The sequence below is a fragment of the Mycobacterium sp. NPDC006124 genome (genome assembly GCF_040614235.1).
Lineage (GTDB): Bacteria > Actinomycetota > Actinomycetes > Mycobacteriales > Mycobacteriaceae > Mycobacterium.
The window spans coordinates 298,547-323,436 of the sequence record NZ_JBEXUA010000004.1; the positions used below are offsets into that span (position 1 = coordinate 298,547).

The following is a 24,890-nucleotide window of genomic DNA, read 5'->3' on the forward strand; positions in this document are numbered from 1 at the left end:
CGTGGGTCAGCGCTTGCCACCGAGCAGCCCGCCGAGGATGTCGCCGAGCCCACCACCGCCCTGCCCGCCACCGAGCACGCTTCCGAGAATGCTGCCGAGCGGATTGTCCGTGCCGCCGCCACCGCCCTTGGCGGCACCGGTGAGGATGTTGCCCAGGACGTCCCCGATACCACCGGAGGAGTTGGAGAGCTGCTTGCCCACGTAGGCGAGCACGATCGGCGCCAGGATGGGCAAGAGCCTCTTCATCAGGTCACCGTTGCCCGCCCCACCGCCGGAGAGCGCGGCGGCGACCTGGGTGCTGTCGTTGCCGCCGAAGATCTTGGCGATCGCCTTGGAGCCGTCGGCCTCGTCGACCTGGTCGACGCCGACCCCACCGTCGAGCAACCCGCTCGCGGCGTGCGCGCCCGCGGCGTTCTCGATGCCGGCGGCATGCTCGGGATCCTGTGCGTTCTGCCTCAGGCCGCCGACCAGCAGCGGCACCAGGGTGCGAACCGCGCCGTCCACCTCGCCCTCGTCGGCGCCCAGCTTGCGGGCGATCTCAGCGGTGGGGATCTGGTTGAACAATTCGTCGAGGCCGGCCATGGTCGCGACAGTAGACCCAAGGTCGGCTGGTTACAGCCGTTCGGTCCTCAGCGTCACGCCCGCGTCGGGCAGGCGCGTCAACAGGGCGTCGCCGAGTGCCGTGGCGGGCGTGAGCACACCGCGGAGGTCCGACAGCGCGTCGCGGTCCAGCGCCAGCGCCAGCCCGCACTCACCGAGCAACACCGAGGTCGCCTTGTACCCGGGGTCGCCCTGCTGCGCCATCGTCGCCCGATAGCGGGCACCGCTGGTGGTCGTGGTGTACGTCTCGACCGTGTAGTGCCCGTTCTCGCGAGCCTGCTCGCTGGGACCGGTGCCCGGCTTGGGCAAGATCCGCTCGACCAGACCGCGCGGCACCTTGTCGAAGAAGCGGCTGCCGAGGCTCAGGACGGCGGCGTTGGCCGCGGTGCCCAGCGCGGCCGCGACGGGCGCCACCACCGAGGACCCCATGCTCATGTTCTCCGCGTAGCGAAACGATCGGCCGTAGGCCCAGTCGAGCAATGCGTTGCTGCGCCGCACGATTCGGGCGTTGGGCGCCCCCATCGCGAATGCGCCCGTCCAGACGCCGTCCAATTCGGGGGCGATGTCACGCCCGCGGCGCCACGGGACGTCGGACTGATGACCGAAGTCGGGTTCGGCGGCGCGGTCGGTGGTCAAGGTGTAGGGGTCGTTCATCGCGCGGCGCGCCTCGGGATCCGTCGACGAGGTGTGCATGACCTCCAGCATCGAGGCCGCGGTGCCGCCGGAGACCCCGCCCGCGAAGCCGCGCAGGACGAAGTTGGTCTCCGCGAGTTCGCCGGCGCCGTCGGCGAGCGCTCGCTTGTAGAGCGCGTACACCGTGAGATCGGATGGGATGGAGTCGAATCCGCACGAGTGCACGATGCGGGCGCCGTTGTCGGCCGCCTCCTTGCCGTAGACGTCGATGCTCTCCCGGATGAACATGGTCTCACCGGTGAGGTCGGCGTAGTCGGTGCCCGCCGCCGCGCAGGCGGCGACGACCGGGAGGCCGTACTTGGTGTAGGGCCCGACCGTGGTGACGACCACGCGGGTGCGCGACGCCATGTCGTTGAGGGTGGATGGCTGGCTGGCCTCGGCTTCGATCAACCCCCAGTCGCGGGCCGCCTCGCCGAGGGATTCGCGGACGTCGCGGAGCTTGGCCACCGACCGGCCCGCCAGCGCGATGCGCGCCGGACTGCCCGCCGATGCCAGGTACTGCGCGGTCAATTTGCCGACGAACCCCGTCGCCCCGTAGAGCACGATGTCGAATTCCCGCTGCGGTTCGGTCATGGCCCCAAGCTACCGGGAGGTCATCCGAGCGCCTCCGGACGCACCTCGGGTTCATCGCGCAGGTGCCGACCCAGGAACGCCAGGACGACCTGATACCAAATCTTGGTGTGCTGCGGCGCGAGCACCCAGTGCCCCTCCGACGGGAAGTACAGGAACCGGTGCGGGCTGGTGCCGTCGTCGGCGGCGGGCAGCCCGGACCGGGTGAGGAGGTCGAACCACAGCCGCAGACCCTCCCCGATCGGCACCCGGTAGTCCTTGTCGCCGTGGATGACGAGCGTCGGGGTGACGATCCGTTCGACGCCGAGGTGCGGTGAATTGCGTTCGGCCATGTGGGCCGTCATCTCCCTGGCCCACCAGTACGCGCCGTCGGTGGTGGGCCCGAACTGGTCGAGCGCCCAGAGGCTGGCGTGGGTGACGACGGCGTCGAACCGGTCGGTGTGGCCGGCGATCCAGTTGGCCATGTAGCCGCCGAAGGACCCGCCCATCGCCGCGGTGCGGGTCGCGTCGACCCGTGGATGCGCGCAGGCCCCGTCGACGGCTGCCATCAGGTCGGTGTACGGCGCGAATCCCCAGGCCCCCCAGCCCCGTTGAACGAAATCCTGACCATAGCCCGTCGACAGTGCCGGATCGGGCAGCAGGACGGCGTAGCCGCGGGCGGCCAACAACCATGGGTTCCACCGCCAGTGCCATGAGTTCCAGCTGCCCAGCGGGCCGCCGTGGATCCACAGCACCAGCGGAGCGGGGGCCTCGGCCTCGGGGTCGGACTCGGGGAGCACCAACCACGACCGCACGGCGGTGCCGTCGTCGGCGACGGCCGAGACGTCGACCACCTCACCGGGCAACTCGGGTGCGGCCACGCAGGGCAGCACCGTGACGGCGCCGTCACGGTCGACGCGCACGGGATGCGGTGGCACCGAATAGGAACTGCGCAACGCGAGGATGACGCCGCCGGGCGCGGGCCGGACGTCGGTGTAGCCGAAGTCGTCTGAGGTCAGGCACGTCACCGAGGAGTCGGCGGGGTCGACGAGGAAGATCGGCCGGCGGCCCCCGTCGTCGGCGGTGACGACGAGCGCGGACCCGTCGTACGTCCAGGCAACAGAGGCGGGCCAGCGGTCCCAGTCCTCGGCGACCGTGGTGACGGAACCGTCGGACGACACGACACAGAGCGTCATCCGGGGTGCGGTCTCGGGCGTCGAGTGCGACTCCCGGATGAACGCCACCACCGATCCGTCGGGTGAGATGGCCGGGGCGCCGAAGTCGGCGTGCGGATCCTCGGCGATCGTCGTCCGGGTGCCCGTGGCGACGTCGACGCGGACCAGCACCCGGCGGATCGAGGCGCCGGGCCCCGGGACCGCCCAAGACGCGACGGCGAAGAGTCCGTCGGCGCTGACGTCGACGTCGGCCTCGCGCAGGCCGCCGCCGGGACGCGGCGACACGTCTCGCGGGCCGGACGCGTCGACGAGGTGGGGTTCGGCGGGGCCGATGTCGTGATCCCAGTGCCGCACGGGATAGCCGGTGTGCAGCACCGCCGAGACCTTGCGGTCCTTGCGCAGGGCCCGCACGCGCGCGTCGTCGGTGACGCCGGCGGCGGAGGGCATCAGCGGCGCGGTGACCAACGTGACGTCGGCGTCCCGCGCGGCGTGGACCGCGTCGACTCCGCCGGCGAGGTCCAGGACGACGACGGCCTCCCCACCATCTGCAGGCAGTCGCCACAGCGACGCCGTCGGCTCGTCGGTGCCGTCGGCGTCGGGAATCTCGCGCGTGGCGAGGAAGAGCAGGTCGCCGGTCGAGGTGAACACCGGCGCAGATTCACCCTTGGCACCTCGGGTGAGGCGGCGCGCGGGGCGTCGACCGGTGACGTCGAGTTCCCATATGGCGGTGACGTATTCGGTGCGCTTGGCGTTCAGCTCACTCACCGTCGTGACGGCACGCGCCCCGTCCGGGGAGACCGCCAGGCCGGCGACCCTGGGCAGCGCCAGGAATGCGTCGAGATCGGAGAAGGGGGTCGGTGTCACGTTCCCGGGCGTCATGTTCCTCCGCGCGTTCCGAGCCATGCCACGATGCGGGCGCGATGCGCGGCGAATCCCTTGTAGTCGGCCAGGTCCTCGGGCAGCTCGGCCAAGACCGCCGCGGCGCGCCGCCGCCACGGCTCGACGGTGGCGAGCTGCTCGAGCGACAGGAGGTACGTACGGATGAGGAAGCAGACCGCACCAGACTCGGGCAGCCCGATGAGGTGCTGAACCTCCACCCGCAGGTGCACGAGGCGGCCGAACGGGTCGTCGTCGGCACAGGCCGCCACCTCGCGGTCGGCGACCCAGTCCGGGTAGCGCTCCAGCGACGTGTCGAGGCGGGGACTCATCGCCATCGACCAGTTGGTGCGCCGGTAGGCCTCCCCCGGCTGCAGTCGCAGGATGAATTCGCGGGCCCTGGTGATCACGCCGCTCTCCCGAAGTCGCGGCACCGGGCCGTGCACGTCGAGGAACTCCATGCCGACGTCGAAGCCGAACGACCACGCCGCCGCGAAGCTCACCACCCCGGCGTCGACGAACAGTTCGCCGCCGCGCTGGTCGAGCAGCACGACGTCCTCCTGAACCTGGGCGCCGATGAAGGCCAGCGGCTCGGCGGGCAAGGTCGTCTCGTCGCCGACGACGAAGTCCACGGTGACGCCCAGTCGGGAGTTGCACCAATGCCAGGTGGCGCCGTCGCCGGTGAGTGACATCGTCTCGGGGTAGGTGGCCGCCAACTCCCGCATCAGCACCAGCATCGCGTCCCAGCAGGCGGGCCGCATGTGCGGCAGCACGGCGTGCCGCCCGGGGTCGGCGGCCAGGATGGCTGTGCGCTCGGCGAGTTCGGCCTCGTAGTGCTCGTCGACGTCGACGACGCGATCCCCCCAGGCGCCGGTCGCGGTCACCACCTCGGTGCCCGCCGGCGCGAGGTTGGTGCCGTATCGGTAGGTGTCGGCGTCGAACGGAAAGGGAAAGCGGGACAAACGATCCGAGGCGGCGGTCACAGGGTCAACTCCAACCGGGCTCCGGCCGCCCGGGACACGCAGCACATCATCGAGTCGCCGGCCGCCCGTTCCCGGTCGCCGAGGAACAGGTCCCGGTGCAGCACGTCGCCGGCGGCGACCCCGACGCGGCACTCCCCGCACACGCCCCGGCGGCAGAGGTTGGGCACGTCGACGCCACGGGCGAGGAGGACCTCGAGCAGCGAGACACCCGGGTCGACGGTGAACGTGTCGCCGGTCGTACGCAGGTGGACGTCGAAGGGCTTGCCGGGATCGAAGACGTCCGTGCCGAAGTGTTCGACGTGCACCCGGCTCGGCGGCCATCCCAGTGCGGTCGCCGCCGCGGTGACCTCGGCCATGAACGGGGTCGGCCCGCACAGGTAGAGGTGGGTGCCGAGCGGTTGACGTCGCAGTGCGACGTCGACTGCCGCGGTGAAGGTCTCGCGCTCGGTGAACACCGATGCGTGCCCGGCGAGCGCCTCGACGTCGGCGACGTGGGCGCCACGGTCGCTGCGGTGGACGTAGAGCAGTTCCACCTCGCGGTTCCACCGCCGTGCGCTGCGCAGGTGCGAGACGATCGGCGTGATCCCGATGCCCGCCGCCACCAGCAGATGGCGCGTGGCGCTCAGCACCGGCGGGAACGCGCTGCGCGGCCCGCTGGCGGCGATCGGATCGCCGACGCGCAACCGGTGGATCCAGGATGATCCGCCGGAACCGTTGGCGCACAACAGGACCGAGATCGAGTAGGTATGCGGGGCGGCACCGTCGCCGGTCAGGGAGTAGGCGTTGCGCACCGGACCGCACTCCACCACGAGGTGACTCCCGGGGACGAACGACGGCAAGGGTCCACCGCCGGACCGCGCCAAGGTCAGCGACCTGACCCCGGGTAACCGGTCGTCCACGGCGACGACCTCGAGGCGGAGCTCGATCACGCCAGCACTCCGAGGTGGGCGCCGAGGCGTCGCGACACGTGCGCCTGTACGGCGAGCCGCCGACCGCAGCCCCGGCAGCCGACGACGCCGCCCAGTGCGACGGTCGCGTGCGTCACGGCGCGACAGTGCGCACAGTGAACGTCCTTGTCGGCCACGTCGGTGCTCGCCACGATGATCTCGTCGTCGCCGATCCCGAGGCCCAGCGCACGTGCCCGCAACCGCAGGCAGGCATCCGCCGGGCCGGCGATCATCAGGCGCCAGCCCACGCGCGCGGTGGACGCGTCGGACACGAGGGCACCCGTCGCGTCGTCGTCGCCGACGACGAGATGCACGCGCGGGGCCGCGGCGGGGTGGCGGCACTCGAGTTGCGCGACCCACTCGGCGGCGATCGGCTCACCGCCCACGAACGCGATCACCGTCCAGTACCGGCCCGTCACGTCGGCGTGCGCGCGGCGAGGCGCGACGGCCCACGGGGGCACGCTGGTGAATTCGATGGCGGGCGTCATGGCGGTCTCCGTCGAGGAAACCACACATCGGGGTCAGTGGCGCGGGTGGCGCGGCGCCCGTCCGGCCAAGGCCACCGCGCCGGCACCGACCAGCGAGATCGTCGCCGACACGACGATCGCCACGTTCCAGCCGGCGGCGAGGTCCTCGCCGACGTGGGTGGCGACGACGACGAAGAACGTGATGCCCACCGCCGCGCCGAAGTAACGGGCCGTGTTGTTGGCCCCGCTGCCCATCGCCGCCCGGTCTGCGTGCACGCTGGCCACGGCTTCGCGCCCCAGCAGTGCGTTGAGCAGACCCGTCGCCACGCCCGCCACGAACAGCGACGGAACCAGTCGCCACGGGCTGGACTCGGCGGTCACGCCGAAGCCGAGCGCCTGGCCGGCCGCGACCACGACCAACGCGATGGCGATCGGCATGGGCCCGTTCATCGGATGCCGCACGAGGCGCGACAGGAATGCCGTCACCACACTGGTGCCGGACCACACGACGACCAGCAGGCTGGCCGGCCAGATGCCGGCCCCCAGTCCCGTTTGGGCCAGCGTCGGGACGAACGACACGGTGGCGATGACGCCGGCGCCCAGGACGAAGGACCCAATGGTGGCGGCCCGGAAGCGGTGGTTCCGAAGGAGTGTCGGGTCGACGAGTGGATCGCGGACGCGGGCCTCGACGACCCCGAACCCGATCAGCGCCAGCAGCCCGGCGGCACCGAGGATCACCGATGTCGGGTGAATGCCGTTGCGGCCGAGAGTCAGTGCACACACCAGCAGGATCATCGCCGAGGCGAACAGCCCCAGTCCCCCGCCGTCGAGCCGACGCCGCTCGGCCGCGCGGGACTCGCCGACGCGGGACAGGCTGGGCCACGTCAGGATCAAGGCGACCACGGCGACGGCCAGATACGGTCCACGCCAGTGGGTCGCGCCGACGGCCGCCGACAGCACCGCACCCACCGTGATTCCCAGACCGACGCTGGTGCCCCACACCGCGGTCGCGTGGGTGCGTCGGCGCGGCTCGGTGAAGTCGTGAGCCAGGATCGCCAGACCGCAGGCCAGCACCGCCGCGCCGCGCACCCCTTCGAGCACGCGACCCGCGACGAATCCCACCGCCTCCCAGGCGACGCCGCAGGTGACCGCCCCGATCGCCATCGCGACGAGTCCGGCGACGTAGACGCGACGGCGACCTACGTTGTCCCCGACGACACCGGCGGCCAGCAGGCCGGCGGCCAGGCCGACCGACATGGAGTTGAGCAACCACGGTCCCGCGGCGGCGCCGGCACCGAGGCCGGCCACCGTGGCGGTCAGCGTGGCCATCGGCGTGACGTAGGTGACCAGCACCAGCGCCGTGCCCGCCGCGACCGGAGTCAGGGAGGTGACGCTGGCATCAACAGGTTTGATTTTCAAACTCACTCCTGGCACGCTAACACCGTGTCGACCGTGCCGCTGACCAATCTTGCGGGACGCCCGTGTCCGATCGCCGCCGCGTTGACGGTGGTCGGTGAGAAGTGGGCGCTACTCGTCGTGCGTGAGATTGCCCTCGGTGCAACCCGTTTCGGTGAGATCGTGGCTGGCACGGGAGCCCCCCGCGACCGGATCGCGGCCCGGCTCAAGACGTTGGAGACGGCAGGGGTGGTCTGCCGGACCAGCTATCAGGACCATCCGCCGCGCGACGAGTACGGGCTGACCGAGTCGGGTCGGGACCTGCTGCCCGTTCTGGACGCGCTCCTGGCCTGGGGCGTCGAACACGCCGTCGACGCCGACGATCCGCTACGCAGCAGCCGTTACCGCCGCTTCGTCCGACCGGAGGAGACCGCATGACCGACGAACGAGGCTGGGGCGAGCAGCGCTCGAAGGTGATCACCTGGCACGACCCCGCGCCCACCACGGCGACGGGCCTGTCGATGGCAGGTGTCGACTACCTGCGCGCGATGGTCGACGGTACGTTGCCACCCCCTCCGATCTCGGGCCTGATGTCGTTCGCGATGACATCCGTCGAACCCGGGCGCGTGGTCTTCACGTGCGAACCCGACGAGTCGGCGTACAACCCGATCGGCGCGGTGCACGGCGGATTGGTGTGCACCCTGCTGGACTCGGTGGCCGGTTGTGCTCTGCACAGCGTGCTGCCGCAGGGCAAGGGGTACACGTCGGTCGAGATCAAGGTGAACTACCTCAGGGGCGTGCGCGCCTCGGGCGGGCGGCTCACCGCCACCGGCACCGTCGTCAAGGCCGGGTCGCGGGTCGGCTTCACCGAGGGCGTCGTCACCGACGAGTCCGGCGCGGTCGTCGCGACGGCGACGAGCACGCTGCTGGTGTTCGACCTCCCCACCGCGGGCGGCTAGCCTCGCGGCGTGAGCCGTAGCTTCCTCGTCGTCGGAGCGGGCATCTCTGGCCTGGCGACCGCAGTGGCGTTGCAGCGGCGTGGTCACCGGGTGACGGTTCTCGAGGAGCGCGTCGACGCCGCCACGGGCACGGCGATCAGCATCTGGCCCAACGCGCTGGCCGCCCTGGACCGCATCGGTCTCGGCGACGCCGTCCGCGACTCCGGTGGACGGGTGTCGGCGGGCGCGATGCGCTGGTCGGACGGCACGTGGCTACGACGCCCGGCTCCGGAACGCATCGTCGCCGCCCTGGGCGAACCACTGGTCGTGGTGCGGCGGTCGGCGTTGACCCGCATCCTCGCCGACGCACTCGCCGAAGACACCGTCCAAACCGGTGTCACGGCAACCGAACTCGTCGTCACCGCCACCGGAGTGCGGGTCACGACGTCGGACGGCGACACCCGCGAGACCGAGGCGGTGATCGGCGCCGACGGCGTCGGATCCATGGTCGCCCGCCATCTCAACGGCACGCTGCGCCGCCGGTATGCGGGGTACACCGCGTGGCGTGGCGTCGCCGGCTATGCACTGGACCCCGATCTCGCCGGCGAAACGGTGGGGTTCGGAACGGAATTCGGACACGTACCCCTTGGGGCGAATCACACCTACTGGTTCGGCACCGAACGCCGCCCGGAATTCGCCACCTCCCCCGGTGGAGAACTCACCCACCTCGAGCGCCTGTACGCCGGCTGGGCGGATCCCGTTCCCGCCCTGCTGGCCGCCACCGACCCGACCGAGGTCCTACGCAACGACCTCTACGACCGCGAACCCGCGCGCCAGTGGTCGCGCGGCGCCGTCGTCCTCGTCGGCGACGCCGCCCATCCGATGCGCCCGCACCTCGGCCAGGGTGGTTGTCAGGGTCTTGAGGACGCCGCCACCCTGGCGTACTGCGTCGACTCGGTCGGCGATCTCGCCGGCGCGTTCACCAGATACACCGAGTTGCGCCGCCCGCGGGCGATGGCGCTGACCCGCGAGTCGCGACTGTTCGGACGAATAGTCAACGCCCGGCCCGCCATCCTCGGCGCGGTGGCGATGCGCGCGTCTGCGGCGGTTCCCGAGGTGGTCCTGCGCAGACATCTGGCCTCGGTGGCCGGCCGCTCGGCCTTCGTGCTTCCCGGTGCCCGATGAGCGCCGGCGACGCGATCAGCTCCGACCGGTCAGGGCACCCATCGGGTTGAGCAGCGCCGAGCACATCTGGCGGGGGTTGATGAGGCCGAGCAGTCCCTGGGTCGGCATCGCCTGGCAGCCGGTCGCGGGCTGTGCCGGGCTGATCGACGACACGTTCCACACGGCCGGGGTCCCGCCCTTGGCACCGCACTTCGGCCAGGCGCCGGGACCCTGGCTGGCCAGGACGTTCTCGGCCACGCGGATCTGCTCGGCCCGCGACGCCGAGGCAGGCGAGCCGACGCCGCCGTTGGAGCTCCAGGTGGCCGGCTTGAACTGCAGCCCGCCGTAGTGGCCGTTACCCGTGCTGGCGGCCCAGTTTCCGCCCGACTCGCACTGTGCGACGGCGTCCCAGTTCATCGAATCCGCATGTGCGTTGCCAGCGGACATTCCTGTCGATATCGCCATGATGACGATCGCGAATGCGCCGGTCAGCAGGACGAGCTTCAGGCCTCTGACCATGGAGGTGCGGTTTCCCTGGATCTTCACGAGTGCGGTCCTTCCCCGACCGGTTGACACGAGGACCGCGATAGCTGGTGGCTAATTGACGCGGTCAACCGGTAATTCGTGGGATGGATCACATGCGTTACAGAAGCGACGAAAGTTCTTTATCGAGACGTGATGGAAGCCTGAGAAACCTGAGGTAGGAGGGTCAAAAGCGAAAGCAGCGCCGGGCGTGTCGCCCAGCGCCGCTCTCGGAGGCTGCTCGTGGACCTAGCCGCGGCGTCCGCAGACCGGCCAAGCGCCGATGCCCTGGCTCTTGAGCACGTTGTTGGCCACGCGGATCTGCTCGTCCTTGCTGGCCTGGTGGGGCGAACCGCTGCCGCCGTTGGCACGCCAGGTGCTCATCGTGAACTGCAGTCCGCCGTAGTACCCGTTACCCGTGGCGGTCGACCAGTTGCCGCCCGACTCGCAGGCCGCGACGGCATCCCAGTTGACTCCGCCGTCCGCATTCGCGGTCCCGGCTCCCATCGCGATCGGGGCCACGGCGAGCGCGCCGGCGATCGTTGCCAGACCAAGCGTCTTGCGGGTGTACTTCAACTTCTGTCCTTTCGCCACGCGCGCACCAAGGACACCCGCGCTGAGCGCGGGTGCGATTGCCTGTCGGACAGGCGAGAGGTTCTGGGCCGTGCCGTCTCGGTCGGGCACGGCAGTGGGTGGTCAGGAATGCCACGCCGGGCGGGTTGCCCGGCGGCGGGCGCGGCACCGAAACTGCTCCGGGACCCGAGACCGCCCCACTCACACGCTGGTTCGTGGTTTGCGTTTCGTTTGCTCCACATGTGGAGACCCTTTGAAAGTACAAACGTTCTCCGCGAAAACGAAACCTGCCGCCGTGGGTGTCGCCGTTCGATAACGATCGGATAACGGCGGACGAACATCGCATCCTTGCAGGTCACCGATGATGGTTAGCACCCCGAGACATATAGGCACGCCGTCGAATCCACGTGAGTCAAATCACGCATCGGTTGTGACGTGGGGCACGAAGCGAAGTCACACGAGCCACTTCCATCACTCAGAATGGCCGTGCAGCAGCGACATTGGCCGAAGCGCCGCGGTTTCGCCGTCGCCCGTTCGCTGGAAGCCTTTGCCGTTGACAGCCCAATGACGTTGCATCACAGTTGATTCCGTTCTCGACCAGAGAAGTGGGCAACACCTCTTCGCAAGCCTGATGGAGCGAGAAGCATTGCGAACATTGACCTTTCACTGCCGTAGCCAGACGTGGTCGCCACTTCGATCGCCCACGATGCCCGTGCGCTCGGGTTCGGGCTTCTGCACCCGGTGAATGGAACTGCGCGATGGCGGCGCACCGCACGGGAAAGGCGGTGCGCCGCTCCGACTTTCATCAGGTGGTGCCGAAGCCACGAAGGCGTGATGGCCTGCACTGCAACGGATTCCACCGCGCTCGGGGTGCCGCCGTGATGCCAGCACACGACCGCACGCGACGAGGGTGAACGCGGGAACGCCCGGAATCGGATCGACTGCGCAGCGCATTCCGGTCGGCGTCAGCGAGCACGAGACCGCCGGCGAGCTGATTCGACGTTTGCTGGATGCCGTTACGACAGATCGGCGGGTGCGTTCACGTTGGCCAGCGACCGCTGCTCGGGCATCACCACACGCTGAACGTCGACCACGTCGACCAGGGCGCGCATGCTGCGTTCACCGGCGGCTACCAGCTCGTCGGCCCGCGCGGCCAGATCGGTCCGGTACACCCCGGCCAGGTAGTGGTCCCGACCGTCCCACGGCAGCACCACGGCGGCCCCCAACCGCACCGACGGGCCCACCAGCTCGTCGATCAGGTCAACGGTGAGATGGGGCATGTCGACCGCGCAGACGAAGGCCCGCTCCATGCCGGCGTCGGCTGCCGCGTGCAGGCCCCTGGCCGTGGCCAGCAGCGGGCCGACACCACGGACGTCGTCGCGCAGCACCGTGGCGTCGAGGGTGGGCAGCGGCTGACCAGGCGCCGCGACGACGAATATCGGTGCGCACCGGCCCGCCAACGTCTGCACCGCCCGTTCGACGAAGGTGCGGCCGTCGAGCTCCAGGGTCGCCTTGTCGCGACCCATTCGCCTCGAGGCGCCACCGGCCAGCACGATGCCGGCGAGCGGGGCCTGATGGGCCGTGCTGTTACTCGACGTTCCAGGTGTCCTTGCCACGAAGCAAGGATTGCAGAGCCGAGGTGTCGTGGGGCTTGGATTCCATCGCAGAGGTCACCTGATTACGGGCCATCTCGTCATACGTCGGGCGGCTCACCTGACGGAAGATGCCCATGACCGTGTGCTCGAGGTTCTGCTCGGACAGGCGCGACAGCGCGAACGCGTAGGCGGGGTCGTCGATCGTCGCGTCGTGCACCACGATCTGATCGGCGGACACGTCGGCGGTCTTGGCGACCTCCAGGCCGAAGCCCGAACTCACCACGCAGTAGGCGCCGTCGGCACCGAACGTGATCGGCTCTCCGTGACGGACGTTGACCAACCGATCCTCGGAGCCCTCCTTGCGCAGGGCGTCGAAGGAGCCGTCGTTGAAGATCGGGCAGTCCTGCATGATCTCGACCAGGGCCGCACCGCGGTGGCTGGCGGCCGCCCGCAGCACCTCGGTCAGACCCTTCTTGTCCGAGTCCAGCGCGCGACCGACGAAGGTGGCCTCTGCACCCAGCGCCAGCGACACCGGGTTGAAGGGCTGGTCGATCGAGCCCATCGGCGTCGACTTGGTGACCTTGCCGACCTCGGAGGTCGGGGAGTACTGGCCCTTGGTCAGCCCATAGATCCGGTTGTTGAACAACAGGATCGTGATGTTCACGTTGCGGCGCAGCGCGTGGATCAGGTGATTGCCGCCGATGGAGAGGGCGTCGCCGTCACCGGTGACGACCCACACCGACAGATCGTCGCGGGCCAGCGCCAGACCGGTGGCGAAGGTCGGCGCACGCCCGTGGATGGAGTGCAGACCGTAGGTCTCGAGGTAGTACGGGAACCGGCTGGAGCAACCGATGCCGCTGACGAAGACCATGTTCTCGCGCTTGAGCCCGAGCTCGGGCAGGAAGCTGCGGATGGTGTTGAGGATGACGTAGTCACCGCACCCCGGGCACCAGCGCACCTCTTGGTCGCTGGCGAAGTCCTTGGCCTTCTGCGGCTCGTCGGTCGTCGGAACTCCGCTGACCTTGGTCAGCGCCGTCAGTCCCAGATCCGAACCAATCAGGTCGGTCATAGCGCTTCAGCTCCTTCGGCCGTCGCCGGAGTCTCGATGGTGGCCGCTGCCAGCCGGGCGAACTTGGCCTTGTCGGTTTCCTTGTCCCGCAACGTTCCGTCGAGGGCCGAGTCGATGATGCCCTCCACCTCCTCGGCGAGGAAGGCCATACCCTCCACCTTGGTCACCGATTGGACGTCGACGAGGTACTTGCCGCGCAGCAGCAGCGCGAGCTGTCCGAGGTTCATCTCGGGAAGCACCACGTTCGGGTAGCTGCGCAGCACCTCGCCGAGGTTGCCGGGCAGCGGGTTCAGATGCCGCACGTGGGCGTGGGCCACCTTGACGCCATTGCGACGGGCGCGACGGCAGGCCTCGCCGATGGGTCCGTAGGAACTCCCCCATCCGACGATCAGCAGCTCGGCCTCGCCGCTGGGGTCGTCCACGACGACGTCGGGCACGGTGATGCCGTCGATCTTGGCCTGGCGCAGCCGCACCATCAGGTCGTGGTTCTTCGGCTCGTAGGAGATGTTGCCCGATCCGTTGGCGGACTCGAGGCCACCGATGCGGTGCTCGAGGCCCGGCGTGCCGGGGACGGCGAACTGGCGGGCCAGCGTCTCCGGATCGCGGGCGTAGGGCTGGAACGGCTCACCCGCCTTTGCGAAGGTGTGGTCGATCGACTCGAAGGTGGAGACGTCGGGGATGCGCCACGGCTCGGAGCCGTTGGCGATCGCACCGTCGGACAGCAGGATCACCGGCGTGCGGTACGTCAGCGCGATCCGCGCGGCCTCCACGGCGATCTCGAAGCAGTCCGAGGGCGACTGGGGTGCGAGCACCGCGACCGGGGACTCACCGTTGCGGCCGAAGAGGGCCTGCAGCAGGTCGGCCTGCTCGGTCTTGGTCGGCAGCCCGGTGGAGGGACCGCCGCGTTGGACGTCGACGACCAGCAGGGGCAGTTCGGCCATGACGCCGAGTCCGATGGCCTCGGCCTTGAGCGCCACGCCGGGGCCGGAAGTGCTGGTGACGCCGAGGGCGCCGCCATACGACGCGCCGAGAGCAGCGCCGATGCCCGCGATCTCGTCCTCGGCCTGGAAGGTCAGGACGTTGAAGTTCTTGTGCTTGGACAGCTCGTGCAGGATGTCCGACGCCGGGGTGATCGGGTAGCTGCCCAGCATGACCTGGGTGTCGGCGAGCTGGCCGGCGACGACGATGCCGTAGGCCAGGGCCGTGTTGCCGGACACCTGACGGTATTCGCCGGACTTCAACTTGGCGGGCGACACCTCGTAGGTGGTGCCGAAGGCTTCGGTCGTCTCGCCGTAGTTCCAGCCCGCCTTGAGTGCGAGCACGTTGGCGTCGGCGATCTCGGGCTTGCGGGCGAACTTCTCCCGGATGAACCGCTCGCTGTGCTCGAGTTCGCGGTTGTACATCCACGACAGCAGCCCGAGCGCGAACATGTTCTTGGCCCGCGAGCCGTCCTTCTTCGACGCGCCGATCTGTTCGACGGCGCCCAGCGTCAGGGTGGTCATGGGCACGGCCTGCACCACGTAGTCGGAGAGCTCGTCGGTCTCCAGCGGGTTGGCCTCGTACCCGACCTTGGCGAGGTTGCGCTTGGTGAACTCGTCGGAGTTGGCGATGACCAGTCCGCCGCGCGGGAGGTCGCCGACGTTCGCCTTCAACGCGGCCGGATTCATCGCGACGAGTACGTCGGGACGGTCGCCGGCGGTGAGGATGTCGAAGTCGGCGATCTGGATCTGGAACGACGAGACGCCGGGCAGCGTGCCCTGTGGTGCGCGGATCTCGGCCGGGTAATTGGGTTGTGTCGCAAGGTCGTTGCCGAACAACGCGGCTTCGGTGGTGAACCGGTCACCCGTCAGCTGCATGCCGTCGCCGGAGTCACCGGCGAAGCGGATGACGACCTTCTCGAGCTTCTGCCGAGAGGAGGAACTCGTCCCGGCTTCACTGCCGCTCAAAGTCACGACCCCCGCCTTTCACACTTATCTGTCACTGCCGGTACCGATTATTGCACTGCTCTTAGGTTGGCCTTCACCGACCGGCCACTCGCCACGTCTGATCTGCGGCGGGAAACGTCCTGTTCACGAGCGCGAGAACGAACCGCGGGCGTCGATTTTGTGGTTTTGGTCACGTTCGAGGTGGCGGAAATCCTAAGAGCGAAGCTACTCGCCGGTAGAAACTTGACGGGTGTCGAGTTGGACGTGCCTCGACCTGCGCCTACGCCCGGTCGGGAGACGGCACGGGCAGCCGCTTCTCGAGTTCACGAGCGACGAGTTCGCTGGCCCGCTCGGCCGCCGCGACCGGATCCGCACCCGCCGCCCGGTTGGCCACGTAGCACGACGTGAACATGTCGCCGGCGCCCGTCGCTTGCACACCGGTGACCCGCCATGCCGCGGGAACCCGGACGACGTCACCGTCGGTGTAGATGTCGCATCCCTCCGACCCCATGGTCACCAGGATCTCGGGCACGCCCAGCCGTTCGGCGGTCGCGGCGTCGAATTCCCCGTCGGCGACGATGACCGCCTCGTCCTCGGCCAGCTTGAGGACGCTGATGTCACGCAGCAGGCCGTGGGGGTAGTCGCGGTCCACCGCGAGCGGTCCCACCCGGTCGGCGCGCACCAGGCCCTGACCGTCGTAGGCCACGCGATGTCCGCGCTCGGCCAGCAGCGCCAGGGTGTCCTCGGGGAAGTCCGCGCGCAGCAGAGGCGCGAGGTGCACCCACGTCGTCTCCGGATTGGCGGTCTCGATCTGCTCGGTGCCCCAGACGGGACCAAGGGACGTCACGGACATCGCGCGGTGGTCGACGTCCACGTAGTCGAGCCGGAATCCGGCGGTCCGGTCCGAGTCGATGATGCGGACGAGCGAGCCGAACCGGTCGAGTACGCCGGTGAAGAGGTGATGATCCTGCGGCGCGCCCATGGCCACGATCTGGCCGACGCCACCCGCGTACTCCAGCGCCACGCCCGCGAACGAGGCGCAACCGCCAGGGCTGGGCGGGGCGCCGTCGATCAGGTCGACTGCGAGGTTGCCAAGGACGGTGACGCCGTCGACGAGCTGTGGCCGCACCGTTCGAATCTCCTGCTCTTCGTCGGCGCGCCGGAGTCGCCGTGAGGCGAAATGGTATCTGGCTCCACTGAGAATCGACGACTCATCGATCAAGGGGGCAGGTTGTAGGGGGTGACGACCTGGATTGGCGCCAGCCGCGCCGGCTCCGGCGGCAGGGCGCCGTGCTGCTGCAGGATCTGGCGCATGGCGAGCCGCGCGTCGGCCCGCAGGTCGTTGTGCAGCACCACCGAGATCCTGCCGTCGCGCAGCAGCCGTCGGTTGTCGGCGTCGAGGTCGTGGGCGATGAAGACCTTGTAACCGCGACCGAGCGTCTCGAACGCGGCGACCGTCGCGGCGTTGCCGCCGCCGGGCGAGTAGACGGCCGCCACGCCGGGGTGGCGACGAAGCGCGTCGAGGACGAGCCGTTCGGTGGTGGCGTCGAGGCCGTCGCTGTCGCTGACCTCGACGACCTCGCGCCCGGACCCGCGCAACGCCGACCGGAAGCCGACCTCCCGCTCGCCCTCACCGCGAAAAACCGTGCCGCTCAACGTGATCAACACCCCCGACTGCGCCGAGCCGAGCCACTGATCCATCAGATAGGCCGCCGTGACTCCGGCGCCGTGGTTGTCGATGCCCACGTAGGCGCAGCGTGCGCTATTGGGAACGTCGGTCGTGTAGGTGACGACGGGGACGCCGCTGCCGACCAATCGGTCGACGGCCTCGGTGACCTCGGGGGCGTCTTGCGCCTTGAGCACGACGCCGTGGCTGCCGCGGATCTTGCCGAGAGCCTCGGCCATCTGCGCCGTCGACCCCGACTCCCACAGATGGAATCGGGCCCTCAGCATGGCCGGCGCGAAGGCGGGCAGTTCGGCCTCGATCGCGACCCGGAAGGCGTCGGAGAATCGCTGCGGGGTCTGCATCACCACGTCGATCAGGAAGCGACGGCCGTTGAGGCGCAGTTGGGCGCGCTGCTTGTCGAGGTCGGCGATGGCTTGCGCGACCTCGGCGCGGGTGTTCTCGCGCACGCCGGGCCGTCCGTTGAGGACGCGGTCGACGGTCGCCTCGCTGAGACCGGACTGCTGGGCGATCTCACGGACCTTGTAGCGGTGCGGCATTCCTTCCCTCCCTCGCCAAGCGCTGAGGCGTTTTTGACGGGTTCTTGGTGTTGATCGAGGCGCGGGTCACAGCAAGACTAACGGGCATGGTTGCTCCCACCTCCACCGCGCACCGGGCGTGGATCGACGACGCCGATTGCGACCTCGACGACTTCCGCGCACTGGTGGCCACGTCGACCGACGCCGGCGACTACCCGCTCGCGAGTGACGTTCGCCGGGGCGTCCTGGTCTACTCCGCCGACACCGTCGCCAACGCCGACCGGCGCACCCTGCAGACCGAGTTGATCCACGCTCTCGCCGACGGACCCGGCGTCGTGATCTTCGAGGGCGCATTCGACCGTTCGACGGTGGACCGCGCCAGCGCGGCGTTCACCGCGATCATCGACGCCCAGCGCGCCGCAGGGACGGCGGCCGGCGACCACTTCGGCAAGGCCGGCGTCAACGACCGGGTGTGGAACGCCGCCCAGAAGTTGGCGTTGCACTCCCCCGAGGTGTTCGCGGACTACTACGCCAATGACGCCCTCGCCATCGTGTGCGAGGCGTGGTTGGGACCCCGCTACCAGGTCACCTCGCAGGTCAACGTCGTCAATCCCGATGGTGCCCCGCAGGTTCCGCACCGTGACTACCATCTCGGCTTCGTCGACCAGGACCACCTGGCCGCCTACCCCGCGCACCTGCACCGCATGTCTCCTGCCCTGACCCTGCAGGGTGCCGTCGCGCACTGCGACATGCCGCTCGAATCCGGCCCGACCATGCTGCTGCCGCACTCGCAGAAGTTCGTCGGTGGGTACATCGCCTTCTACCGGCAGGACTTCATCGACTTCTTCGCCACCGTGCAGGTGCAGGTGCCCCTGCAAGAAGGTGACGCGGTGTTCTTCAACCCCGCCCTCATGCATGGCGCCGGCGCCAACACCTCGACCGACATCCGCCGGATGGCCAACCTCCTGCAGGTCTCCTCGCCGTTCGGACGGGCGATGGAGGCCATGGACCGCACCGCGATGGTCCGCGCCGTCTATCCGGCACTGCTGGGCATGCGGGCCGCCGGCAGACCGGAGCGCGACATCCGCAACGCGGTCAACGCCACGGCCGAGGGCTACGCGTTCCCGACCAATCTCGACCGCGACCAACCCATCGGCAGCCTCGCGCCGCCGAGTCAGGTCGACACCGTATTGGCCGCCCTGGCCGACGAACTCACCCCCGAAGACCTCGACGCCACGTTGGCAGAACACACGACAAGGAGAATTCCATGACCACCCTCGGCGTGATCGGATTGGGCCGCATCGGCGCCTTCCACACCGAAACCCTCAGCAGCCTGGCAGGTCTCGACCGCCTGGTCATCACCGACGAGCGCACCGACGTCGCCGAGTCCGTCGCCGCCAAGCACGGCGCGACGTTCGTCGCGACGGTCGAGGAACTGTTGTCCTCCGGGGTCGACGGCGTCGTCGTCGCGGCAGCCACGCCCGCCCATGCCGAGCTCACCCTGGCCGCCGTCGAGCGGGGCATCCCGACGTTCTGCGAGAAGCCCATCGCGTCGACGGCCGTCGAGAGTGCCCGCGTCGCCGAGAGGATCCTGGCCTCCGGAGTGCCCGTGCAGGTGGGCTACCAGCGCCGGTACGACGCGGCGTTCGCCGCGGCGAAGCGCGCCGTCGATGACGGCTCGCTCGGCACGTTGCACACCGTGCGCAGCACCACGATGGACCCCGCTCCCCCGCCGCTGGACTACATCAAGGGCTCGGGCGGCATCTTCCGCGACTGTGCCGTGCACGACTTCGACGTGCTGAACTGGATCACCGGGCAGCGCGCGGTCGAGGTGTACGCCACCGGCACCGTGCAGGGAGACCCGTTGTTCGCCGAGTACGGCGACGTCGACACCGCCGCAGTCATCGTGAAATTCGACGGCGGCGCCCTCGGCGTGGTGTCCAACGCCCGCTACAACGCCCGCGGTTACGACTGCCGCCTCGAGGTTCACGGCTTCGACGACAGCGTCGCCGCCGGTTGGGATCAGGGAGTCCCGGTGCGAAACACCGATCCCGCCAACGACTTTCCTCAGGGGCCGGCCCACCACTTCTTCATGGACCGCTTCACCGAGGCGTTCCGCACCGAGCTGGCCGCGTTCGTCGAGGTGACCAAGGGTGGCCCGGTTATGGGTGCGACGGTCGCCGACGCGGTCGAGGTGGCCTGGCTGGCCGAGGCGGCCACCGAGTCGTTCAAGCGGGGAACGCCGGTCACGATCGCCGAGGTGCGGAACTCGTGAGTGCGATCAAGATCGCGGGCGCACCCATCTCCTGGGGAGTCTGCGAGGTGCCCGGCTGGGGCTACCAACTCGAGCCCGACCGCGTGCTGACCGAGATGCGCGGCGCCGGACTGACGGCCACCGAACTCGGACCGGAGGGCTTCCTTCCCGTCGACGCCGAGGAGCTCAAGGCCGTTCTGCGCAGTAAGGATCTGGCGTGCGTCGGCGGCTTCGTGCCGGTGGTGTTGTTCGACGAGCACCACGATCCGGCCGAGGACCTCGCCGGTCCGTTGGAGTCGCTCGTGGCCGCCGGCGCCGGCGTCGTGGTGCTCGCCGCGGCCACCGGAGCCGACGGTTACGACTCCCGGCCCACCCTCGACGACGCCCAGTGGGCTCGGCTGGTCGCAAACCTGGACCGGTTGGCCCGCATCGTCGCCGAGCGCGGTCTGCTGGCGGTGCTGCACCCCCATGTGGGCACGATCGTCGAGACGCGCGCCGAGGTGGACCGCGTCCTTCGGGGCTCGTCGATCATGCTCTGCCTGGACACGGGGCACCTCCTGATCGGCGGCACCGACCCCCTCGAGTTGGCGAAGGCCGTACCCCACCGGATCGCGCACGCCCACCTCAAGGACGTCGACGCCGCGTTGGCGGCCAAGGTGCAGTCCGGTGAGCTGACCTACACCGAGGCCGTCAAGGCGGGCATGTACACCCCGCTGGGCACCGGTGACGTGGACGTCGCAGGAATCGTCTCGGTGTTGCGGGACAACGGTTTCGACGGCTGGTTCGTCCTGGAGCAGGACACGATCCTCGACGGGGAACCCGCGGGCGAGGGTCCGGTGCGCGACGTCGTCGCGAGCGTGGCCTACCTGCGCAGCGTCACGTCGTGAGGATCGGCGTCCTCGGCGCCTCGCGAATCGCCGAAGCGGCGATCGTCGGTCCGGCGGCCGAACTCGGCCACCGTCTGGTGGCCGTGGCGGCGCGAGACCGCTCCCGGGCGGAGGTGTTCGCCGAGAAGTTCGGCGTGGAGCGGGTGCTCGACGACTACCAGCAGGTCATCGACGACGCCGAGGTCGACGTCGTCTACAACCCCCTCGCCAACTCGCTGCACGCGCCGTGGAATCTGGCGGCGATCGCGGCCGGCAAGCCGGTGCTCAGCGAGAAGCCCTTCGCCCGAGATCGATCCGAGGCGCGGCGCGTGGCCGAGGCCGCCGACGCGGCGGGCGTGACGGTGCTGGAGGGCTTTCACTACTTCTTCCACCCGGTCACCCAGCGCGCGTTCGAGCTGGCCGGGGACGGCACCATCGGCGCCGTCACCCACGTCGAGGTCAGGATGGCGATTCCGGCTCCGGCCGACGACGATCCGCGCTGGTCCCTCGACCTGGCCGGCGGGGTGCTGATGGACCTCGGCTGTTACGGGCTGCACGTCATGCGCTCAGTCGGCCGGCTCGCCATGCCGGGTGTCGAGGGCCGGCCGTCGATCGTCCGGGCGCACGCCAAGCAGCGCACGCCCGGGGTCGACGCGTGGTGTGACGTCGAGCTTGGCTTTCCCGGCGGCGCCACCGGACTGGCGGCGAATTCCATGGTGGCCGATCACCGCTCGTTCACCCTTCGCATCGTCGGCACGGCGGGCGATCTGCTGGTGCACGACTTCATTGCGCCGAGCTCCGATGACCGGTTGACCGTGACCACCCCCTCGGACACCACGGTCGAGCACCTCGGCACCCGGGCGTCGTACACCTACCAGTTGGAGGCGTTCGCCGCCCACGTCGAGCACGGCACCGCGCTGCCCTTCGGGACCGCCGATGCGGTGGAGAACATGGGGTTCGTCGACGAGGCGTACCGAGCGGCGGGCATTCGACCGCGTTGACGTGCACCGGGGGTTGATTCGCAGGGAGGGCATGGGGAAACACCCGATTAATCTGGTCCCGCGGATCCCTAGCGTCGGGTTGCAGTGTTCGCAGCACTCCGGCCAGGACGAAGGAATCCCGATGAGAGCTCTGTCAGCCCTTTCACTCGCCGCAGCACTTGGCATCCTCGCCGCTGCCCTCCCCGCACCGGTGTTCGCCGATCCACTTCCCTACGGTCCGGACACCTGCGTCGACGGCTTCGTCTGGCGCGAGGCCCGCAGCGGCGACACCGTTTGTGTCACGCCGGCCACCCGGGATCAGATCGCGGCGCAGAATGCCAACGCCAGCGCCAACAGAGACCCCAGCCAGGCGTCCGGGCCGCAATCCTGCTCGCAGGGCTACGTCTGGCGCGAGGCGTTCGACGGCGACACCATCTGCGTCACCCCTGCGGTCCGGTCGGCGACACTGGCCGACAACGCAGCGGCCGCGTCCCGCAAGGCTGCCAACCAGCCCCAGAACGAACCCGTAACCAACACCGTGAGGTTCGAGGTGACCGGTCCCGGCGAGGTGTTCAACATCGTCACCGATCCCGGTGGAGCGCCGGTGGCCGACCACACTCCGCTGCCGTTCGTGCGCAGCATGCGGATCGGGTCGGACGTCCACCTGCTCCAGGTGGTCGCCACCGGCAGGAACGATCCCGGTCCGGGCTGCCGAATCATCCTCAACGGCAAGGTCGTAGCCGAGGAGCCGATCGGCGGCAACGCCCACTGCATCTTCAGTCTCGACTAGTGGGCAGGCGGCGTCCCTCTCAGGGCCGCCGCCTCCCGCGCGCCATCCGCGGCCGGGTGGCCGAACGCTCGTGCCAACGCAGTCGCAACAGCAGCACTTGACGGTGCGCACGGAAGGACAGGCTCAACGGGTCACGCCACGCTGAATTTCGGGCCGGCCCCTGGTGATCGACGTCCACGACTCGATTGTGCCGTCCCGCCGACCGCCAGGCACCTTGGCGGGCCACGTCATTCGACGTCCTCTCGGTGAATGGTCGACGAAGACGAGGGGGCCATGAGGGGTTTTTGCCGGTCGGAGAACGTTGAAACCCTGCCTCGGCAGCACCAGACTGGCCACCATGAGTGAGTTCGAGTTGGCCATCAGCGCCGAGATGGTGTTCACCGACCTGCCGATCGTCGAGCGGGTTCGCCGCATCCACGACCTCGGTTTCGCCGCCGAGATCTGGAGCTGGCACGACAAGGACCTCGACGCGCTCGCGGCCACCGGCGCCACCTTCACCTCGATGACCGGCTACCTGCACGGTGACCTGATCGACCCGCAGACCGCCGACGAGGTGCTCCGCACGGCCGAGCTGAGCATCAAGGCCGCCGAGACGCTGGGCGTCACACGGCTCAACCTGCACACCGCCGAATTGGTCGACGGCCTGCCGGCCCGACCGCGACTGCGAGCGACGGGCGCCATGTGGGCGACCGCGCTACGGACTCTGGAGAGACTTGGTGACCTGGGCGCGGCCGCGGGAGTCACCTTCTGCGTCGAGAACCTCAACACCATCGTCGACCATCCCGGCGTTCCGCTGGCGCGGGCGAAGGACGTGCTGGCGCTGATCGAGGGCGTCGCCCACCCGCACGTCAAGATGATGCTCGACCTCTACCACGCTCAGATCGGCGAGGGGAACCTCGTCGAGCTGGTGCGCCGGTGCGGCCCCGCCATCGGCGAGATTCAGGTGGCCGACGTGCCGGGCCGATGCCAGCCGGGCACCGGTGAGATCTACTACCCGGCCGTGGCACGGGCGTTGCACGACATGGGATATCGCGGCACCGTCGGACTGGAGGGGTATGCCTCAGGCGACGACGCGGACGCCCTCGAGGCGTTCCGCGCGGCCTTCACCGTCTAGGCGTACCGGAGGGCGAGCCGCTCCAGCGTGGATGCCATGCCCTCGGCGTTCTTCTTGTCATAGCCGAACGCGGTGATGACGAACGGAACCTTCGCGGTGCTGTAGTCGAAGGTCTCGGTCACCTCGGTGACGGCGTCCTGGCCGGGTACCGGCGCAAGCTCCCAGCGCCACTTGTGTCCCAGGGGGTGCTGCCACTCGACGACCTTGCCCTCCTGGACGTCGGTGGCGGTCGAGGTGATCTTGTACGGCAGACCGTACTGCGTCATCCCGACGGTGAACTTGTCGCCCACCGCAAGGTGAGACGGTCCCTTGACGTCGACGTCGCGCACGGTGCCCGAACCGTCGAGTTCGGCATGGCGGTGTGGGTCGGCGACGAGGGCGAAGATGTCGGCCGCCGGAGCGTTGACGAGCACGCGTTTGGCGACGCGTCGGGGGCCGGCGTCGACCGTGGTGACTGCTGAGGTGGTCATGACGCCATTACTACCCGCATCCGGGCGGTGCGACACTCGACGGGCGACGTCCATGCGTGAATCCCACCGTTGAACCCTTTCACTTGTAGCCTGCCTAATGTGATCGACACCGCCACGGGCATCCCCGTGAGTTTGCGCGAGCGAAAGCGGCAACGAACCCGCGTTCAGTTGGTGGCCGCGGCCGTGGACCTGAGCCGTCGCCACGGATTCGCCCAGGCGACCATCGAGCAGATCGCCGCCGCGGTCGACGTGTCCCCACGCACCTTCTCGCGGTACTTCCCCACCAAGGAGGCCGCGATCCTGTCGGTCATCCAGGACATGGCCGACACCGCCCAGGATTACGTCGTCGACGTGGACCCGAAGGTCGAGCCGCTGGACGCGCTCGTCGTCGCCCACCAGATGATGTTCGACGACGTCCACCGCGGGCGGCACACGGTGACCCCGACGCTGCTCGCCGGGGCGCTGCTGGTCATCGGCGAGTCAACCGTTCTGCGTCCGCTCGCGCTGGGGCTCACTCCGGTGGGCCTGCTGCACGCCGTCGCCCGCAGGATGGGCGCCGGACCCGATGACAGCCCGCCCTGGCTGGTGATGCGGCTCTGGCTCACCATCTTGTCGTGCGCGTCCCGGGAGGCCGGGATCGCCGTGGCGTTCGGCCAGTGCGACGCCACCCTCACCGCGCGGGTGATGAGCGAACGGGTCACCGCCGTGCGAGTCCAGCTCACGGGTCTCGTTCCGCGGTGAGC

General features: G+C 69.5%; 24 protein-coding genes and 1 pseudogene. 10 read left to right on the forward strand and 15 right to left on the reverse strand.

From position 1 onward, the window contains the following. Positions 1–6: 6 nt before the first annotated feature. The 7 genes from ABZ195_RS11085 to ABZ195_RS11115 are packed head-to-tail and all read right to left on the reverse strand — an operon-like array spanning position 7 to position 7,715. Entirely contained in the window at positions 7–582 is a 576-nt protein-coding gene (locus ABZ195_RS11085) for a DUF937 domain-containing protein (protein ID WP_355217540.1), read from the reverse strand. A 30-nt stretch (positions 583–612) separates the two neighbouring features. Then, the gene (locus ABZ195_RS11090) at positions 613–1,866 is read right to left on the reverse strand and encodes a trans-acting enoyl reductase family protein (protein ID WP_355217542.1); all 1,254 of its coding nucleotides are present in this window, start codon (positions 1,864–1,866) and stop codon (positions 613–615) included. Between the two features lie 20 nt (positions 1,867–1,886). Further along, positions 1,887–3,896, reverse strand: a complete 2,010-nt coding sequence (locus tag ABZ195_RS11095) for a S9 family peptidase (protein ID WP_355217544.1) — start codon at positions 3,894–3,896, stop codon at positions 1,887–1,889. Beyond that, a complete protein-coding gene (locus ABZ195_RS11100; protein WP_355217546.1) occupies positions 3,893–4,876 on the reverse strand; it encodes a DUF3445 domain-containing protein in 984 nt (327 codons plus the stop codon). The genes ABZ195_RS11095 and ABZ195_RS11100 overlap by 4 nt, the downstream gene beginning before the upstream one ends. Continuing rightward, the gene (locus ABZ195_RS11105; protein ID WP_355217548.1) at positions 4,873–5,805 is read right to left on the reverse strand and encodes a PDR/VanB family oxidoreductase; all 933 of its coding nucleotides are present in this window, start codon (positions 5,803–5,805) and stop codon (positions 4,873–4,875) included. Before ABZ195_RS11105 ends, ABZ195_RS11100 begins: the two co-directional genes overlap by 4 nt. After that, positions 5,802–6,311, reverse strand: a complete 510-nt coding sequence (locus ABZ195_RS11110; RefSeq protein ID WP_355217550.1) for a dimethylamine monooxygenase subunit DmmA family protein — start codon at positions 6,309–6,311, stop codon at positions 5,802–5,804. Before ABZ195_RS11110 ends, ABZ195_RS11105 begins: the two co-directional genes overlap by 4 nt. Positions 6,312–6,344: 33 nt before the next feature. Continuing rightward, complete coding sequence (locus tag ABZ195_RS11115) at positions 6,345–7,715, reverse strand: MFS transporter (protein ID WP_355217552.1); 1,371 nt, start codon at positions 7,713–7,715, stop codon at positions 6,345–6,347. 18 nt (positions 7,716–7,733) lie between these two features. Here ABZ195_RS11115 and ABZ195_RS11120 point away from each other — a divergent pair, with 18 nt between their 5' ends. From ABZ195_RS11120 to ABZ195_RS11130, 3 genes are read left to right on the forward strand one after another with little or no spacing between them, the layout of a single operon-like run. Then, a complete protein-coding gene (locus ABZ195_RS11120) occupies positions 7,734–8,123 on the forward strand; it encodes a helix-turn-helix domain-containing protein (RefSeq protein ID WP_355217553.1) in 390 nt (129 codons plus the stop codon). Further along, positions 8,120–8,644, forward strand: a complete 525-nt coding sequence (locus ABZ195_RS11125) for a PaaI family thioesterase (protein WP_355217555.1) — start codon at positions 8,120–8,122, stop codon at positions 8,642–8,644. The genes ABZ195_RS11120 and ABZ195_RS11125 overlap by 4 nt, the downstream gene beginning before the upstream one ends. Before the next feature lie 9 nt (positions 8,645–8,653). Further along, positions 8,654–9,808, forward strand: a complete 1,155-nt coding sequence (locus tag ABZ195_RS11130) for an FAD-dependent oxidoreductase (RefSeq protein WP_355217557.1) — start codon at positions 8,654–8,656, stop codon at positions 9,806–9,808. Positions 9,809–9,823: 15 nt separating this feature from the next. Here the strand turns inward: ABZ195_RS11130 and ABZ195_RS11135 are convergent, their stop codons facing one another. From ABZ195_RS11135 to ABZ195_RS11165, 7 genes and pseudogenes are all read right to left on the reverse strand, one after another. After that, the gene (locus ABZ195_RS11135) at positions 9,824–10,252 is read right to left on the reverse strand and encodes a transglycosylase family protein (RefSeq protein ID WP_355217878.1); all 429 of its coding nucleotides are present in this window, start codon (positions 10,250–10,252) and stop codon (positions 9,824–9,826) included. 306 nt (positions 10,253–10,558) lie between these two features. Continuing rightward, positions 10,559–10,783: pseudogene (locus ABZ195_RS11140) on the reverse strand (transglycosylase family protein); the annotation flags it as partial. A 1,115-nt stretch (positions 10,784–11,898) separates the two neighbouring features. Then, on the reverse strand, positions 11,899–12,498 hold the full coding sequence (gene mobA / locus ABZ195_RS11145) for a molybdenum cofactor guanylyltransferase (RefSeq protein ID WP_355217559.1): 600 nt from the start codon (positions 12,496–12,498) through the stop codon (positions 11,899–11,901). Continuing rightward, positions 12,470–13,546: a 2-oxoacid:ferredoxin oxidoreductase subunit beta gene (locus ABZ195_RS11150; RefSeq protein WP_355217561.1), complete on the reverse strand. Its 1,077-nt coding sequence runs from the start codon at positions 13,544–13,546 to the stop codon at positions 12,470–12,472. Before ABZ195_RS11150 ends, mobA begins: the two co-directional genes overlap by 29 nt. Next, positions 13,543–15,498 carry a 2-oxoacid:acceptor oxidoreductase subunit alpha gene (locus ABZ195_RS11155; RefSeq protein ID WP_355217563.1) on the reverse strand — a complete coding sequence of 652 codons (1,956 nt, stop codon included), beginning with the start codon at positions 15,496–15,498 and terminating at the stop codon, positions 13,543–13,545. The genes ABZ195_RS11150 and ABZ195_RS11155 overlap by 4 nt, the downstream gene beginning before the upstream one ends. A 253-nt stretch (positions 15,499–15,751) precedes the next feature. Then, on the reverse strand, positions 15,752–16,600 hold the full coding sequence (locus ABZ195_RS11160; protein WP_355217565.1) for a PfkB family carbohydrate kinase: 849 nt from the start codon (positions 16,598–16,600) through the stop codon (positions 15,752–15,754). 89 nt (positions 16,601–16,689) lie between these two features. Further along, on the reverse strand, positions 16,690–17,694 hold the full coding sequence (locus ABZ195_RS11165) for a LacI family DNA-binding transcriptional regulator (RefSeq protein WP_355217567.1): 1,005 nt from the start codon (positions 17,692–17,694) through the stop codon (positions 16,690–16,692). An 86-nt stretch (positions 17,695–17,780) separates the two neighbouring features. On the opposite strand from ABZ195_RS11165, the gene ABZ195_RS11170 reads away from it, so the two are divergent. The 6 genes from ABZ195_RS11170 (at position 17,781) to ABZ195_RS11195 (ending at position 23,677) form a co-directional block, all read left to right on the forward strand. Then, positions 17,781–18,944 (forward strand): phytanoyl-CoA dioxygenase family protein, encoded by a 1,164-nt coding sequence (locus ABZ195_RS11170; RefSeq protein WP_355217569.1) that lies wholly within the window; start codon positions 17,781–17,783, stop codon positions 18,942–18,944. Next, the gene (locus tag ABZ195_RS11175) at positions 18,941–19,948 is read left to right on the forward strand and encodes a Gfo/Idh/MocA family oxidoreductase (protein ID WP_355217571.1); all 1,008 of its coding nucleotides are present in this window, start codon (positions 18,941–18,943) and stop codon (positions 19,946–19,948) included. Before ABZ195_RS11170 ends, ABZ195_RS11175 begins: the two co-directional genes overlap by 4 nt. Next, the gene (locus ABZ195_RS11180) at positions 19,945–20,814 is read left to right on the forward strand and encodes a sugar phosphate isomerase/epimerase (RefSeq protein ID WP_355217573.1); all 870 of its coding nucleotides are present in this window, start codon (positions 19,945–19,947) and stop codon (positions 20,812–20,814) included. The genes ABZ195_RS11175 and ABZ195_RS11180 overlap by 4 nt, the downstream gene beginning before the upstream one ends. Further along, positions 20,811–21,794, forward strand: coding sequence for a Gfo/Idh/MocA family oxidoreductase (locus ABZ195_RS11185; RefSeq protein WP_355217575.1), 984 nt, complete (start codon positions 20,811–20,813; stop codon positions 21,792–21,794). Before ABZ195_RS11180 ends, ABZ195_RS11185 begins: the two co-directional genes overlap by 4 nt. A 121-nt stretch (positions 21,795–21,915) precedes the next feature. Beyond that, on the forward strand, positions 21,916–22,563 hold the full coding sequence (locus ABZ195_RS11190; RefSeq protein ID WP_355217577.1) for a hypothetical protein: 648 nt from the start codon (positions 21,916–21,918) through the stop codon (positions 22,561–22,563). 337 nt (positions 22,564–22,900) lie between these two features. After that, positions 22,901–23,677, forward strand: a complete 777-nt coding sequence (locus tag ABZ195_RS11195) for a TIM barrel protein (RefSeq protein WP_355217579.1) — start codon at positions 22,901–22,903, stop codon at positions 23,675–23,677. Here ABZ195_RS11195 and ABZ195_RS11200 read toward each other — a convergent pair. Further along, on the reverse strand, positions 23,674–24,147 hold the full coding sequence (locus tag ABZ195_RS11200) for an SRPBCC family protein (protein WP_355217581.1): 474 nt from the start codon (positions 24,145–24,147) through the stop codon (positions 23,674–23,676). The genes ABZ195_RS11195 and ABZ195_RS11200 overlap by 4 nt on opposite strands. Positions 24,148–24,246: 99 nt before the next feature. Here ABZ195_RS11200 and ABZ195_RS11205 point away from each other — a divergent pair, with 99 nt between their 5' ends. Then, complete coding sequence (locus ABZ195_RS11205) at positions 24,247–24,888, forward strand: TetR/AcrR family transcriptional regulator (RefSeq protein ID WP_355217583.1); 642 nt, start codon at positions 24,247–24,249, stop codon at positions 24,886–24,888. Positions 24,889–24,890: the final 2 nt, after the last annotated feature.